We start from the raw sequence: 17,090 nt of genomic DNA, 5'->3' as shown, positions 1-17,090 counted from the left end.
AATCTCCAGTCACGTTTGGGGATTGTGCCAAAGGCATCCCTTCGGGACCGCGCTCCGCTCGCAATGACACTTTCCCTTATTCAACCACTTCTTTTTTTATCGTTTTCTTTAATTGGTAAGCTGTTTTTTGTGGCAGATTCCACAGTTCGATAAAACCGGCCGATGAATTTTGATTGAAAGCTGTCGATTTATTGAATGTCGCCAGGTTTTCATCAAACAGAGAATAAGGTGATGTAAGAGCAACTACATCACAATTTCCTTTGTAGAGCCGAACTTTCACGGTTCCCGTTACTTTCTTGTTCTGTTCGTTGATGTATGCCCGGATGTTATCCAGAACCGGTTCAAAATATTTAGCGCCGTACACAAGATACGCCCATTTCTGGTCCATCAGCGTTTTCAGTTCATTTTCTTCCCGCGTAGAAACCAACTGCTCAAGGTTTTTGTGCGCTTGGATTAAAATATGCGCAGCCGGATTTTCATAGATGCCCCGCACCTTCAGCCCTACCACACGGTCTTCAATCAGGTGGAATACTCCAACGGCATGATTTCCGCCAATTTTATTCAGTTTTTGAATCAGGTCTTTTTTCGGTTGGGCAACGCCATTTAGTGCAACTGGCTCGCCGTTCTCAAATTCAATCTCAACGAGTTCTTCTTCATCCGGAGCTTCTTTGGGAGTGTTGGCCCATTTCAGGATGTTTTCGAGAGGCGGAATCAATTCGGGATTTTCAATCTCGCCACCCTCGCCGGTATTGGCCCACATATTTTCATCGTAAGAATAGGGTGATTTCTTCGTCTGATCGACCGGAATGCCATTTTCATGAGCGTATGCAATCTCTTCTTCCCGGCCCATGCCCCATTCCCGAACCGGCGCAATGGTTTTCAGTTCAGGATTAAGCGTAGTAATGTAACTTTCAAACCGAACCTGGTCATTTCCTTTTCCGGTACAACCGTGAGCGATGACTTCGCAGCCAAATTCTGATGCGAATTGAACGGCGAGTTTGGAGATCATTACCCGTCCCAGCGGGCAGCCGAGTGCGTATCCGCCCTGGTAGTCGGCATTGGCTTTTACGGCTTCAGCACAAAGTTCAGCAAATTTTTCACGGGCATCGTAAACAATCACATCTTTTGCTCCAAGCTTCAACGCTTTCTCTTTAATAGCGTCAAGATTATCAGCTGTCTGGCCGATATTAATTGTCAGTGCAATCACATCGCAATCATATTCCTGCTTGATCCATTTGAGCATAACACTGGTATCGAGTCCGCCGGAATAGAGAAGCAGGCATGTGTTAAATGTTCCTTTTTCTGCTTCGTGCGAGGCTACCTTTTTATATGTTGTTTCTTGTTCCATTTTTTTGATTCAGTATTCGGTGATTAAAAAATTAGTCAGTTAGGTTTTTGGAATTATATCAGTTGGTGTTTGGCTTCAATTGATTCGATGGTCTCCTCGCCGGTGAGCAATTCCGGGTAGAGAAGAGAAGTGAACACTCCTTTCGAAACAATCATCCTGTTTTTTGCCTGTTGATAAACCCAGGAGTTCTTGTGATCAATCACATCATCGCTTACTTCCACCCCCCGGTGAGCCGGCAGGCAATGCATAAATCCGGCATCCGGTTTCGCCTGTGAAAAAAGCTTCATATTGACCTGGTATCCGTCAAAATGCTTCATCTTTTCTTCGTAAAGGTGTTCCTGTCCCATGGAAATGAAAGTGTCGGTATAGATCACATCGGCATTATAGACAGCCTCTTTCGGATCTTCAGTAATGGTGAAAGTACCACCATGATCAATCGAGAGGAGCTTGAAATACTGGAGTTTGTCGTCATCCCAGCCGTGGGCTTTCGGGCCGGAAAAAGTAACGCTATGGCCGAAATAGAGCAGAACTTCCGTGAGGGAAAAAGCCACGTTATTCGCATCTCCCACAAAAGTGAGTGATATTTTTTCATCAGGCCCAAAGTTTTGCCGAATAGTGAGCAGATCCGCCAGGGCCTGCATCGGATGGTGTTGATCGCAGAGTGCATTGACCACAGGCATTTCTCCGTACTCTTTCATTTTTTCCAGGGTGCTGTGTGAAAAAACCCGGGCGAAAATAGCATCGCACCATTGGGAAACGTTTTTCATGGCATCATATAATGATTCCCGAAAACTGAAAGGGACGGCTTTTCCGCTGGAGAACATCAGGTTTCCGTCGATATCTACAACGTTTCCGCCAAGATGATTGATGGCAACTTCGGCTCCTACTTTGGTTCTGAGGGAAGGTTTTTCAAAAACAAATGCGATGTTTTTTCCTTTGAGCAGTTGTGGTGATTGTTCCTGCAAATCGAGACTCAAATCCAGGATTGCTTGAACCTGGCCGGGGTCTAATTCGCCGATTGTAAGTAAATGTTTCATGAGTATGTTTGAACGTTTTGAACAGGTTTGGGGATGAGGAACTCAGAGGCCGGACATCCGTGATTGAAATGAAAATTTCGGATGTACATAAAAAAACCCGCTCAGATCGATTTGAGCGGGCTTGCGATAAGTTCTTTAGTAGCTAGACTACACACAATTATCACACGCCCAATGGGCGGCGACGGCGAAGAATTGCAGTTATGTCGTGTGTAAATAAGTTCATAAACTAAAATTCGCCCTATGAAAAATAAAATGCAAATGTTTTTTTGAGTTTGTTTTAAAGTGTCAATTGCAAGCAGAGCGCGGCCCCGAAGGGATGCCTTTGGCACAATCTCCTAACCCGTTTGGGGATCGCTTCACTTTTTTCGCGATGACGGAGATCATATTCAATAAATCAACCAACCAATCCAATCACGCAACTCATCGAAAAGATTGTATATTAAGAATAGGGAATTGGCACATTTTCTATAGCAGGGAACCAACAACATGAGAATTCACTTATTCTGATATGAGTTCAAAAAAGTTCATATTGGCATCCATTCTGTTTCTTGCGGGCTCGGTATTGGCGTTGCAGGAAACTCCCGCTCAGCAGGATTCACTGGCAGTTCAGCAAACGAATCGATCAACGGTTAGTGTAATTCGGGTTGAAGGAACCATTGGCCCCACGGTCACGCAATACATCACCCGAAGTATTCGGGAATCTTCAGAAAACAGAGACGAAGCACTTATCATTGAACTGGATACACCCGGCGGACTGTTGACCTCCACCCAGGAAATTGTGCAGGAACTTTTAGGGACGGATCATCCAACGGTTGTCTATGTTTCTCCGCGGGGTGCCAATGCGGGAAGTGCCGGCACGTTTATTACGCTGGCTGCACATATTGCAGCCATGGCTCCGGCAACCAATATTGGAGCTGCTTCCCCGGTTTCGATGGGCGGTGGTGAGATGGATACAGTGGCCCAAAATAAAATTTTCAACTACTCCGAAAGTTTTATTCAATCCATTGCCGAAGAACGGGATAGAAATGCAGAGTGGGCAAGATCAGCCGTAAGAGATGGCGCTTCCATCACTTCAGACGAAGCTCTCGAAATGAATGTTATTGATATAATGGCTGAAGATATCGACGATCTTGTTTCTCAACTGCATGGAATGGAGGTAGATGGAAAAGTTTTAAATACTGAAACGGCAACGATTCGTTCTATTGACGAAAACCTTGCCGAACAATTTTTCAGCTTTATCCTGCGTCCCGAAGTCATGTTAATTTTAACGATGGTTGCGATTTATGGAATCATCGGCGAGGTGACCAATCCCGGCGCGATTGTTCCAGGGGTTTCAGGTGTCATTGCTCTCATCTTGTTATTGTATGGGGTTGCTGCGATGCCCATTAATCTCGCGGGTTTTCTTTTGATTGGGCTGGCAATCATTCTGTTTGTTGCAGAAGCCTTCACCCCAACATTTGGCATTTTACTATCCGGAGGAGCCGTGGCTTTTTTCCTTGGGGCATTGATGTTGTTTCAGGATCTTCCGGATGAGATGCAGATTTCCATTTACTGGCTGGTACCGGCCACACTTCTAACGGTTGCATTTTTTGCATGGATTGTGACATATGGCGTGAAATCACTTTTCAATCCACCGCGATCGGGACTTGAATCTACCATTGGGAAAACCGTGGAAGTTGTGGATGCGATTCGTCCCGGGCAAGAAGGACGGGTATTTTTTGATGGCGAATACTGGACCGCAAGAAGTGATAAAGAAATTAAGGAAGGTAATTTCTGTGAGATTATTGAATTCGAAGGACTCAAGGTCTATGTGAAACCGAGTCATACATCCATAGAAGAAAAGAGCGACAAAGCTGAAAAAGTTTAGTATCAAAACAACCAAATAAAAAAGGATCATGTCATGGAATCTCTAAGCAATTCATTAATCTGGATTATTACGATTGTAATTTTTATCTCCGTTTTTCTTCCTCAAATGTTCAAAATTTTGAGGGAGTATGAGCGCGGGGTTGTATTTCGTCTCGGTAAATACCAGTCGACAAAAGGTCCCGGACTTATTGTTCTGGTCCCGTTTATCGATAAGATTGAACGCGTGGATTTGCGGGTTCTGACGATAAATGTCGACAAGCAGGAAGCGATCACGAAAGACAACGTAACCGTAAATGTCGACGCCATTACTTTTTTCAGAGTTGTGGATGCGGAAAAAGCAGTGATCCAGGTGGAAAGATACATTGCGGCAACATCCATGCTTGCACAAACCACGCTGCGAAGTGTGGTCGGACAGGTTGAGCTCGACGAACTGCTTGCCGAACGTGAAAAAGTCAACAAACGCATCCAGGATATCATCGACCGGCAGACGGATCCGTGGGGAATTAAAGTGGTTTCTGTTGAAGTGAGAGATGTAAATCTGCCCGAATCCATGAAACGTGCGATGGCACGGCAGGCTGAATCCGAACGGGATCGGCGTGCAAAAGTCATTAATGCTCAAGGGGAATTTGAAGCCGCCACCAAACTGGTAGAAGCCGGAAAAATGATCGAAAAAACGCCCACAGCTCTTCAGCTTCGGTTCCTGCAAACCATGAATGAAATCAGTGAAGAAAATTCCACATTCGCATTTTTGCCGCTGCCAATGGACTTTCTTGAATCATTCAAACCAAAGAAAACTGAATAAATTGATCTAAATCAAGTTCAGGATAACTATCATTATAAAGCCCGGTTCAACCTGTGAATCGGGCTTTTCTTTTTTTACAGGCTTCATCTATTTTCAGGTAAAGAATCCATCAAATCACTTTTCAAAAAATGAAATATTTAACGGCATTATTCGTCTCCTTTACCATTTTACTATTTGGATTGAATCAAACCGGGCATGCCCAACATTCAAATTGGGCACTTGCATTACACGGCGGTGCGGGTACGATCTCTCAGGATCTTCCGGATTCCATCAAGCAACAGTATTATGACGGTTTGGAAGCCGCATTATCTGTAGGAGAAAAGGTTCTCAAAGACGGCGGATCAGCTTTGGACGCCGTTGAGATGACCGTTCGGGCTTTGGAAGACAATCCGCTTTTTAACGCCGGCCGGGGCGCCGTTTACACAAGTGAGGGCAAACACGAACTGGACGCTGCCATTATGGATGGAAGTACACTGGCCGCCGGAGCGATTACGGGAGTGACCACTGTGAAAAATCCCATCACGCTTGCCAGGAAAGTGATGACCGATTCCCGCCACATTTTCTTTTCGGGTGAAGGCGCCGAGGAGTTTGCCGATCAGACAGGCGTGGACCGGGTTGAAAACAGTTATTTTGATACACAGCGAAGATATGAGCAATGGCAGCGGGCACAAGAGCAGTCTCATCTGAAATTACCAAGTGAATTCAAATATGGAACGGTTGGAGCTGTTGCCCTCGATCAGGACGGCAAGCTGGCGGCTGCAACATCAACCGGGGGGATGACCAACAAGCAATTCGGGCGCGTCGGGGATGTGCCTATTATTGGTTCGGGGACGTTTGCCAATCATGTTGCGGCAATTTCAGCAACCGGCTGGGGTGAACAGATTATGCGAAATGTTTCTGCGAATACAATTGCCAATTACAAGGAATTTACGGGTGTGAGTCTTGAGGAAGCAATGAATTTTGTGCTTACAGAACGGCTCAATCCCGGCGATGCCGGTTTTATCGGGGTAGACAGCGAAGGAAATATTTCTATGCAAATGAATACCACGGGCATGTTTCGCGGCTCAGTCGATTCAAAGGGAAACAGAACCGTTATGATTTGGCAAAACGAGTAAATTGAAGAACCGGTACAGCGAAGAATTGTAGTCGTTGGCTTTTTGATTCCGTCATCAAAAGACTATTTAGAAGAGTATATAACGGGAAATTGCTATCTTACATGAAGAGAGTGAAGTTGCTTTACAGGGTTATACTCACAAAGAAAGCTTTTGTTAATCGATCCATAAAACTGGTCCAATGCGTATCAAATCCACCCTCCTTTTATGGGGTTTCTTGGGCATTGCTGTTATAGTTTACAGTTGTAACAGTCCTTCGGACGGCAATAAAACGTTTTCGCTTGAAACAACCGCACAACCTGCAGAGGGCGGCACGATCACCCCGGAATCCGGCACATTTCCTGAAGGAGAAGAGGTTTCAATACAGGCTGAACCGAGTGATGGCTGGCGGTTTGTACGTTGGGAAGGAAACGCATCTGGAACCAGCAATCCGGTTACCCTGAACATGTCGAAAAACCAATCTGTAACCGGGGTGTTTGAAAAAAGAGATTATCCTTTGAATCTGATGATTGAAGGAGAAGGGACCGTGCAGGAAATAGTTGTTACGGCGAAAGACTACCCATTTCAGACTACGGTTCAGTTGACTGCCGTAGCTGCCGATGGCTGGCAGTTCGTTGGCTGGAGTGGTGATCTGGAAGGAGAGGAGAATCCGGTGGAAATTGTAATAGATAAAGAAAAGTCGATTACGGCTCTCTTTGAAAAAAGAGAGTATGAATTAAATGTTACGATTGAAGGAGAAGGACAAGTTAAAGAAGAGATTATTCCTGCCCGGGCACACCCTTATGAGACGATTGTAAAGCTCACGGCTGAGCCCGTAGAAGGTTGGAGGTTTGAAGGCTGGTCGGGCGATTATGAAGGTTCAGAGGCTGTTATAGAAGTTACGATTACAGATCATACAGAACTTACAGCTACATTTGTCCGAAGAGAATATGAGCTTGGCATTGAGATTGACGGCCAGGGAACGGTTCAGGAAGAAATCATACCCTCAAAATCATATTCCTATCAAACAGAAGTTCAACTGACAGCTATTCCCGGTACAGAATGGAAATTTGATTCATGGAGTGGCGATCTTTCCGGATCCGAAAACCCCATCACCATTACTATTGATGGAGAGAAACAGGTAACAGCAATATTTGTTGCCGGGGAAAAACCGGAAGTAACAACGGAAGAAGCCACCAGCATTACCTCAATATCCGCAAAAGTCAGTGGCAATATTATATCCCATGGATCAACAGATATATCAGAAATAGGTATTTGCTACTCAACTTCTGAAGGTCCGTCAGTTGAAGATGATTGTATTATTTATGACGGCAACCAGGATCATTTTACGGTAACACTACCCCACTTGCAGCCATTAACTACCTATTTTGCACGGGCGTATGTAAGCGATGAAAACAAGGTTTACTATGGCAACCAGGTTAGTTTTTCCACCATTTTTGATATGGATGCCTGCGGAGAGTCGGTTACAATAAATCATCAAACCAAAGACGGAATATCGCCTCAGAACCTGACCATTACTTATCCGACGGTTTCTTATGAGGGAATGTGCTGGATTGTCCAAAATCTCGGTGCCAATTCTGTAGCGAAGTCTGCGGATGATTACTCCAAAGATAGAGCAGGATGGTATTGGCAATTCAACAGAAAGCAGGGATATAGCAACTCAGGTTCCGGCCCTGAACCCCAATGGCAGATTCATGACATCGAGGAAAACCAGAATTGGGAGGAAGAAAAAGATCCATGTACCGAGCTTCTTGGAAAAAACTGGAGATTACCCACCATTACAGAATGGGAAGAGGCACTCGATGGACTGTCGTCCGATATTTATGGTGGATTTAATTCTCCCTTAAAGTTACACATGGCTGGGATATTAGGAGCCGAGGCAGGTGAAATTTCCGGCCGAGGGTCATCCGCCATTTTCTGGAGCAGTACACAGGAAGGATTGGAAAGAGGGCAAACAGTTGAAGCAAACGCATCATTTTTGGGTTTGGAATCTTCAACCAAGGCCGGAGGAAGAAGTGTGCGTTGTGTTTATTCAGAGAAATCGCCAAAGCATGTGCCGAATGTAGAAATCACAGATATTGATGAAGAGACCGGTGGCGGAGCTCGTATTTATGCAAGAATCCTTAACAGCGGAACATCATCTGTTCAGGATAAGGGCGTGTGTTATTCAACCCAGACAGAACCCGATAAGAACGATTCGTGTGTTTCAGCCGGTGACGGTAGTTCGAATTATTTAGTAAATATCACGGCGTTGGCCCCGAATACCACGTATTTTGTTCGGGCTTATGCCATGAATAAAACCGGCAGGTCTTATAGTCAGGAAGCTACATTCGAGACTCCAAATGAAGAGCTAGAAACAGATATTTATGTTTATGCATTAGCCGCGCCAGACCTCACAAGTGAGATTTTTATCAATTGGATTGATGATTCAAATGATGCAAACGGCGCCACACAAACGCTTCGGTATGGAACGGGATCTCAGTTCAATAAAAGTATTTCGGTAACCGGCAAAAGAATTCCTCACTCCGATGCGTGGCTATATTCGGCAGAAGTAACAAATTTGAATTCCGATACAGAATATTCGGGAAGGGTCTACACGACCGAGACAAAGTACACCGACCTGATCCACTTTGAGACATTGCGCGAAAACCTGTCGGGTTCCTCAAAAGTCAGGATTGCGTTTATGTCTGATATACACATTGACGAAGATCAGTCAGATCCCAATGCCCCGTCAGGCAACCCCGTCAATTCTATGAATGATCCCTCAAAAATGGGATATGTTGAGAAAAAGAATATTGATGTTTTATGCATTGCCGGTGATGTTGTGTCGTATGGTTACAGAATGGACGAAACCAGGACAAAACAATACATAGGTTTTTTCAAAAACCATATCCATACGTATTTAAATGATGAAAAACTTATTCCCCTGTTTGTTGTACCCGGCAATCATGAGGTTGGATTTCCCTTACGGGGCGAGGGCGATTTTACAAAACCCACACCCGAAGCCGGATACTTTCAGCTGTTTTTCAATAATCTTTATGAAACAACCGGTTATAATTTCGGGACGGCACGGGCCGGGAATTATCTGCAGTTAATGGGTTTGGATATGTTTTCGTCTACGCCGGAAGTTCAGAAAGATTTTTTTGATGATGAGGTAAAAAGCAGCGTATCCAGCGTGATACCGTTTTTCCACAGTCCGCTGCTCGAAGGGGGTAAAAGAAGCGATGAAGATGTAGAATATTCCGACCGAATCCGGAAACAACTGGCGCCATCTTTTGCGAATCAGAACAATATCTATAGTTATTTTACCGGGCATATTCATCTCAAATTCAGAAGCAAACCCTGGAATGTCATCGAAACAACATCACCGCCTTCCAGAAGCTTGAGCCTTGGGAATAATAAATATCTTGTGGTGGATGAAAGCCGAAACCGGCTGGTTGAATTTGGCCAGGGATACAGATCCAAACGGCAGCCGTATACAAGCGATGACAAAACCTGGTATATAGATGATGCTTCCGTTTCCAGGTATAATGTTTTCTTTACCGTTACGCTGCAGAACGGAAAGCATGTCGTAACGGAGTACAATTTTGACGGAAATGAACTTTACTCCAAAGACCTCATGGACTAAAATGAAGCATCTCTTCAGAAATATCTTAACATTAAGTTAACTTAAGGCTCTTCAAATAATCCTATCTTTAAATTCTGTTTCAAATTACATGAGTGATAGTCGATACCTGCGATAGATGGAGTATTCTCTATTTGATTTTTTACAACTTATTGGAGCTCTCGGGATTTTCATTTTTGGGATGAAAATTTTCAGTGATGGATTACAGAAAGTAGCTGGCACCCGCCTGCGAGCCATCCTGAAGGGAATGACAACCAGCCGATTCAGGGGATTGCTTACCGGCTTTGGTGTTACCTCTATCACCCAATCCTCATCCACCACAACCGTAATGGTGGTTAGTTTTGTAAATGCCGGGCTAATGACACTTCTGGAATCCACCGGCGTGATTATGGGAGCCAATATCGGAACAACGGTTACGGCATGGCTGGTATCTATCTTTGGGTTTAAAATGAAGATTACGCCGGTTGCCATCAGCATGATCGGGCTGTTCTTTCCATTTATGTTTATTGGAAAGCAAAAAATGCAGAATCTGGCTGAAGCCATGATTGGTTTCGGTATTCTTTTTATCGGGCTGGAATTTATTAAAGACGGGGTTCCGAACATCCAACAAAATCCGGAAATGTTCGCCATGCTCGATTCCTTTACCGGATTCGGGTTTGGATCGATCGTGCTTTTTGTGATTGTAGGAACGGCGTTAACACTTCTCACGCAATCGTCCTCTGCCGCAATGGCCATTACGCTTGTCATGCTTTTTGAAGGCTGGATCGATTTTCCGATTGCCGCTTCCATGATTTTAGGTGAAAATATTGGAACAACGGTAACCGCCAATCTTGCCGCTATCGTTGGAAATGTTCATGCAAAACGGGCAGCGAGGTTCCATCTTATTTTCAATGTTTTCGGGGTCATATGGATGTTATTGGTCATCCATCCGTTTTTGATGGGTGTGGATTCGGTGATGCAGTATTTCAATCCGTCAGTAGGTTCTATATTTGGAAATTCACAGGAAGCACGCGAGGCAGCCACTTTGGGGCTTTCACTCTTCCATTCCGCGTTTAATATTGTGAACGTAATCTTGTTGATTGGTTTTGTACCTGCTATCGTGAAATTTGTGGAACGGATTCAGAAAGACAAAGATCAAACCGACAAGGCTTTCCGGCTGCAGTATATTTCATCCGGATTGATGTCTTCTCCTGAACTCTCCATTGCCCAGGCTCATAAAGAAATTGAGCTGTTCGGAAAACTGATTGAGAAAATGCACTATAGTTTTTCGGGCCTTTTCTTCAGGAAACAGAAAAAACAGGAGAAATTTCTGAAGAAAATTGCCAAACGCGAACAGATTACAGACAACATCGAGCTTGAAGTTTCAGACTACTTGACGAAAATTTCGAGTGATACCCTTTCTGATGAGGCCACCATTCGGATCCGGTCTATGCACAGCATGATTAACGATTTGGAACGAATCGGTGACCTGTATTACCAGATGTCCAAAACTTTTGAGGATATGATGGAGCTGGAAGTTGCCCTGCCAAAAGATGCCGTGATGGAAGTCAGTGATTATCTTGATGTGGTTTTAAAAGCCATCAAGCTGATGCGAACCAACATGGAAAATGTGAATGAAGTGAGTGAAGAAGTTGATTTGGAAGCAGCCATTGAGCTCGAAAACGAAATCAACGAAACCCGCGATCGAATGAAAGAAGCGCATTATACCCGATTGGAGCAGGGAGTTTACACATCTCAGGCCGGCGTTATTTTCCTGGATTACATTACACGGCTCGAAAAAATTGGCGATCACATCTTTAACGTTCAGGAAGCATTGGCTGGTAAAAAGCTAAAAACCCACTCCGACATGCTGGTCGGCCGATAAACGATACTCTTCTTTAAATAGCCTTTCGCGGCTATTACACATCAAAAAAAATCGAGTGAGAATTCTGGTCAAAAGATCAGTTTTAACATTCCCTTAATCTTGAGGAAACGGCATTTTCATATCATTAAGGAGTAGGAAATTATTGCTGTCTACTTAATATCGGGGTTCTCACATGCCGTCAAAATTAAAAGTCAAGAAATCACTTCTCACCACTTACTACCAGTTTATTGAGATTATTAAGGAAGAGAAGGTATTCCTGACGGTAATAGGAATTTGCTTTTTTGCAGCCGGCTATGGATATCAATATGCAAATATTGCTATGTGGTTTGGATTTATGTTTGCTGCATATTCAGCCGTAGCTAACGACAGCATTCAAACCATTGGCACTTTTCTTTCATCGAATTCGGATAAAAAATGGTACACCTTATGGTTGTATATCGGCGGGATATTTCTTGTTACGGTCACCTATAGTTGGATCACTCACAGCGGCGACGTCAGCTATCAACGGCTTTCTACGGATGCTCTTTCCCAGGCGCCAACCAGTTTCACTTTTTTGCAGATTGCGGCTCCCATTTTTCTGCTGATTATTACCCGGATGAGAATGCCGGTTTCGACCACCTTTTTGATTTTGAGTTGTTTTTCGGCCGACCTCGCAGGCATTGTTGATATGCTTGGTAAAAGCATGATTGGATATGTTACGGCTTTTGTGATAGGTATTATTGTCTGGAGTCTTGTTTCACGCTGGATCAGTTCTCATTTTGTTGGGGAGGCAAAACCGTATTGGCGGGTTTTGCAATGGATTACGTCCGGATGTTTATGGTCGGTTTGGGTGATGCAGGATATTGCCAATGTTGCCGTTTATCTGCCCCGTAGTTTAAATACCTATCAATTCCTGGGATTTGCATCCTTCATTTTCGCAGGTCTGGGAGTCATTTTTTATCTGAGGGGTGATAAAATCCAGGAAATTGTTACGGAAAAATCTCATACAACGGATGTGCGGTCGGCAACAATTATCGATTTTATTTACGCGATTCTCCTCTTTTTCTTCAAAGAGTTGAGCCATATTCCCATGAGTACAACCTGGGTGTTCATTGGTTTGCTGGCCGGACGCGAATTGGCAATGAGCCTTATGGATCAGGACGGTTTCGGAAAACCATTCAAAAAATCTTTCAAACTCATCCGAAGGGATATTCTCTATGCAGCCATCGGCCTGTTGATTTCAGTGATTCTGGCAATTTCCATCAACCCGGATATCAATACCGAGATTATGCAGTTGATTGGGCTGGAATAGTGCATTGGTTGCCACTCTGCTGATGGATACCAAGTCCGAAAGCAGTTATTTATTCTGTTATCCATTTTGAACATCCCCTGCCTTTCTTTTCGCTCATTACGAATTGCAATCATTTTTTAAGATGAGCTTTTTCATTTCTGAATAGTGCATGGAAAATTATGGAGAGATGTATCAAAAAAACCTGAACATTAAGCACTATCAAAATGAGATCATTCAATTTTACCGGATTATGCAGAATCCTGATTTTTGTTTTCATTTTTTCAGCTTGCAGCGATGAAAACCCAACATCGCCGGAAGAGGTCGAAGAACCTGATGAAGAACAAATAGATGAAGCTGATGCTGCGGCCATTTCAATAAATACCGCTCAAACACACCAAACCATGATCGGTTTTGGCGGAGCGATGACATGGGATTCTTCAGTGCTTACCAATAGCAGTAAAAAAAATGAAATCATGGAAAAAATCGTAGATGATTTAGGAGTAGATATGGTTCGACTAAAAAACTGGTATTACCCCGCCGGATACCCTGAAAACAAAGTTCCTGATGAGATGGAGGTAGATTGGTTCAAAGGTAATTTTGACGCTACGAATGAGATATTCGATATTTTAAAAAGCCGGAATCCGGATATTAAGGTGTTGTTTAGTTCATGGGGTCCGCCTTCCGCTTTAAAAAGTAACGATCATCTGAATAGCGGCACATTGAAAAAAAAGAACGGACAGTTTATTTATGATGAATATGTAACCTATTGGCAAGATGTGATGGATCATATCACATTTATACCTGATTATGTAAGCATCCAAAACGAGCCAACGTTCGAAGCCACATGGGAAAGTTGCAAATTTCTACAAACGGAGACCGCCGATTTTCCAAGCTACGAAAAAGCTTTTAATATGGTGGCTGAAGTAATTGAAAATCTTTCAAATCCTCCGGTAATGATTGGTCCAGAATCACCGAATTTAAACTATTGGGATTTTGAGCTGTTTGCGGAGGAACTGAAAGATAATCCGAAGTTAGGAATGTATGCTTATCACCCCTATAGTTTCGGAAGCGATAACACATCTATAGCAGATATGCAGCAAGTGCTGACTGAAATGAGCCAAAAATACAATAATAAACCCAACATCATGTCGGAGTTCGATGGGTTTGGATGGATGAAAACAGCGCAATTCATCAACAGTACGCTGCGCGAAGGCAACTCGTCAGCCTATTTATATTGGAAACTCATTTGGGATGAAAGCGTTAACGATGCAATGATTCGAATAAATAGAAACAACGGTAATTATACATTGACAGAATTCTATTTTTTGATGAAGCATTATGCAAAATTTGTAGATGAGGGATATGTACGAGTCGGTTTATCCTCAGCAAACAGCTCGCTGGATCAGGTTGCCTTTCTGAGTCCTGGCGGTAATGAGTTAACGGTTATCAGTGTTAACCCAACAGAATCGGATGTGCACGTGAAATTTCAGATTGGCGGAAACACACTTACGCCGGGAAATGCCTATCAAAGTTTAGAAACCCAGCCTTATCTCCAAATCAATCAAAACAATCATACCGTATTGACCTTAAAAGGATTATCAGTAACAACGACCGTCTTAAGTATCAATTAAGAAAAGTCCATAAACGAACGACTACTTGATAACGGTTAGCTTACGCGAGAGAGTTTTATTGCCTGTTTGTAGCCTGTAAATGTAAACGCCACTGGAGAGAGTCCCCGCATTAAAGTCGACAGAATGAATTCCTGCCTGCATTGGGCCATTTACCAAGGTTGCTACTTTACGGCCAACCAAATCATAAACTTCCAGAAGCACATCGCTGCTTGCCGGCAACTGGTAGCTAATAATTGTGGTGGGATTGAATGGATTCGGATAATTTTGACTAAGCCCTACTTTTGCAGGTATCTCAAACCCGGGTTCGTTTTTATCAGTAATATAAATAGAAAACCTGTTGTTGACTCCCGTGGCAATTTTAGCCGGATTGGGTGTAAATGCTTTCACAAGTTCATCGCCGGTTGACCGGCATGTGAGATGGGTATTACCGTTAAGAGCTTTCGAAGCTTGATCGATAAAAAATTGATAGTGAAAATTTTCATCCACAGGAATTGAAATCCCTTCTTGGTTATCTTTGAAAATGAGTTTCAATCCGGGTGAGGTGTTCAAATCGGTAGCAGAAATTGAGTATGCACCCGAAACGGTGGTTTCTATATGCAGTGGGATTTCGGTTGTGGGTTGAACCGGAAATTGCCCGATATCAAAAAGTTCTTCTCCTTTTTTGGAAGCCAATAATGCATAATCATCCTTAAATGGGACAAGTTCATAGGCATCGCCTTTCATTTTTTCAGCGCTGGCATTTTCAGAAAAGGAGAGCCATGCTGAATTTTGAACCCGGTCACCGTTCAGTTCAAAACGAACATAATTTTGATGTTGCCGATTTTCTTTTCCATAAAAAGTGGCGCCCGTTGTTCGGGATGCATTATTAAATGTAATTTCGGGATTGGTGGCAGAGGAGGTGTTTTGCACAAGAAATCCTTGAAAAACAGCAATTTTTCCATCGTGCAAATCTCCAATAGATCCATTTGTGGAAACCCAGCCTCCAGGATTGCCATTCGTATTTGGATTGGATCCGGCAGCATTAATATTGTATACATATGCTACATCTGTCAGATCAGTAGTCAGGCCATTTGCTGTTAGATATCCAAAATCAATGGCATCATTAAATGGATTGCCAACCAATGTCCACCCATCTGGATTGGGATTCATTGAAGGACTGATGGTTGCATCAAAAGGGTGCGCTGTACCGGATACAGTAGTCTGCTTATCGAACTGTTCACCTGGTTGTATGATTCCGTCGAAGTTATCATCTTCAAAAAAACTCATTAAAAATCCCTCTCCTTCCGGTACAACATTATTTAGATCCAAACCGGTGGTTATCCAGCCAGATGGGGAGTTTTCAGTGGTAGTTTTATCCCAAATAAATATATTGGAAAGGTTTGCATCAGTTCCTGGCGGGGCTGAATCGGATCCTGTAACTCCTTGGGTCCAAAAAGGTTCAATGATAGTATTGTAAGTAAGATTTTGTAGAGGGGATGATAAAAAACGCCAGCAATTTCGTTGGGTAATATTTAGAACTAAATTTTCATCCTGTACTGAGTCGTTATCCAGAACAGTGACGACTGCTGTATTATTGGTTATTCCCGCACCTCCGGTGGGATTTGACAGCAAAATCTTAATAAACTCACTTTCCTCAACAATGGAGTCGTCTGTAATGGGAATCGTAAAGGTTTGGCTTGATGAAGATGAAGCTGGGAATGTTAGCGTACCATTTGCTGAGGTATAGTCACTACCTTCAATTGCGGTTGAGTCTTGCGTAATATAATCCACTGTTATTATCTCTGAAGGTGCAGAGTTTATGGAAACGGTTACCGTAGCTGTACCATCGCCTTCGTTCACAGTAATACCAGTAACAGAGATATTTATTTGACTGGCTAAATAGGTGTTGAGTTGATCAACCAGGCCGGATGTGGCTGCGTTTCCCCTGATGCTACCATTATTTAATGTTATCATTTGTCCTTCAGCAATAAAACCAAATGTACTGGAATTGGTTTGATTGATCCCGATAATTTCGAAAGTGCCTGATGGTGTGGTGGTAGTTGTATTAGTAGCAATAGTTACAGGGTTGGTATTCGTTGGTACAAATCCAAAGGCTCGTAGTGTGCTTCCGCTTGTGATACGATATTGAATATTCCCATTTATTTGATATTCGATACCGTTTACATCTTTAAACTTTACAAATCCAATAATATCATTTCCTTGAGCGGCGAAGTTACCGGTATTAGATGCTTGTCCAAACCGAAGATTGGTAACACCTAATGTGGATGTATTTGTACAGGCCACACAACCATTACCGTCCTGGTCTCCCAAAAAACCATCATCAAAGGACAAGATAACTTGCTGGCTAAGAATTATTGACGGAAAAATAAACAGGAGAGATAAAAGAATAATTAATGCTAGAATAGTTTTTTTGCACATAATAACCTGATGATTGTTGTAGGTATACTAAAAAATTTATGCATAAATAAACATCCTATTCATGAAGCTATAAGGATAATTTAAAAATGAGTTCACGGGTAATAAAGGTAAAGACGA

Annotated in this window: 10 protein-coding genes; 7 read left to right on the top strand and 3 right to left on the bottom strand. The window is 43.1% G+C overall.

Going from position 1 to position 17,090, the window contains the following annotated elements; genetic code table 11:
• Nucleotides 1-76: 76 nt before the first annotated feature.
• A complete protein-coding gene (locus L0B18_RS02860; protein WP_234567670.1) occupies nucleotides 77-1,348 on the bottom strand; it encodes an argininosuccinate synthase in 1,272 nt (423 codons plus the stop codon).
• 53 nt (nucleotides 1,349-1,401) lie between these two features.
• On the bottom strand, nucleotides 1,402-2,385 hold the full coding sequence (gene argF / locus L0B18_RS02855; RefSeq protein ID WP_234567668.1) for an ornithine carbamoyltransferase: 984 nt from the start codon (nucleotides 2,383-2,385) through the stop codon (nucleotides 1,402-1,404).
• A 508-nt stretch (nucleotides 2,386-2,893) separates the two neighbouring features.
• Here argF and L0B18_RS02850 point away from each other — a divergent pair.
• The 7 genes from L0B18_RS02850 (at nucleotide 2,894) to L0B18_RS02820 (ending at nucleotide 14,555) form a co-directional block, all read left to right on the top strand.
• On the top strand, nucleotides 2,894-4,252 hold the full coding sequence (locus L0B18_RS02850) for an NfeD family protein (protein ID WP_234567666.1): 1,359 nt from the start codon (nucleotides 2,894-2,896) through the stop codon (nucleotides 4,250-4,252).
• Nucleotides 4,253-4,285: 33 nt separating this feature from the next.
• Complete coding sequence (locus L0B18_RS02845; protein WP_234567664.1) at nucleotides 4,286-5,053, top strand: slipin family protein; 768 nt, start codon at nucleotides 4,286-4,288, stop codon at nucleotides 5,051-5,053.
• Between the two features lie 128 nt (nucleotides 5,054-5,181).
• Nucleotides 5,182-6,168 (top strand): isoaspartyl peptidase/L-asparaginase family protein, encoded by a 987-nt coding sequence (locus L0B18_RS02840; RefSeq protein WP_234567662.1) that lies wholly within the window; start codon nucleotides 5,182-5,184, stop codon nucleotides 6,166-6,168.
• 178 nt (nucleotides 6,169-6,346) lie between these two features.
• Entirely contained in the window at nucleotides 6,347-9,793 is a 3,447-nt protein-coding gene (locus tag L0B18_RS02835) for an InlB B-repeat-containing protein (protein ID WP_234567660.1), read from the top strand.
• 115 nt (nucleotides 9,794-9,908) lie between these two features.
• On the top strand, nucleotides 9,909-11,654 hold the full coding sequence (locus tag L0B18_RS02830; protein ID WP_234567659.1) for a Na/Pi cotransporter family protein: 1,746 nt from the start codon (nucleotides 9,909-9,911) through the stop codon (nucleotides 11,652-11,654).
• A gap of 172 nt (nucleotides 11,655-11,826) precedes the next feature.
• Nucleotides 11,827-12,945, top strand: coding sequence for a hypothetical protein (locus L0B18_RS02825; protein ID WP_234567656.1), 1,119 nt, complete (start codon nucleotides 11,827-11,829; stop codon nucleotides 12,943-12,945).
• A gap of 203 nt (nucleotides 12,946-13,148) precedes the next feature.
• On the top strand, nucleotides 13,149-14,555 hold the full coding sequence (locus tag L0B18_RS02820) for a glycosyl hydrolase 53 family protein (RefSeq protein WP_234567654.1): 1,407 nt from the start codon (nucleotides 13,149-13,151) through the stop codon (nucleotides 14,553-14,555).
• Nucleotides 14,556-14,576: 21 nt separating this feature from the next.
• Here L0B18_RS02820 and L0B18_RS02815 read toward each other — a convergent pair whose 3' ends face one another.
• Nucleotides 14,577-16,973, bottom strand: coding sequence for a Calx-beta domain-containing protein (locus tag L0B18_RS02815; protein ID WP_234567652.1), 2,397 nt, complete (start codon nucleotides 16,971-16,973; stop codon nucleotides 14,577-14,579).
• Nucleotides 16,974-17,090: the final 117 nt, after the last annotated feature.

This window comes from Rhodohalobacter sp. 614A (assembly GCF_021462415.1).
Lineage (GTDB): Bacteria > Bacteroidota > Rhodothermia > Balneolales > Balneolaceae > Rhodohalobacter.
The sequence above is the reverse complement of the archived record's forward strand: the minus strand, read 5'-3'. Positions and strand labels throughout refer to the sequence as shown.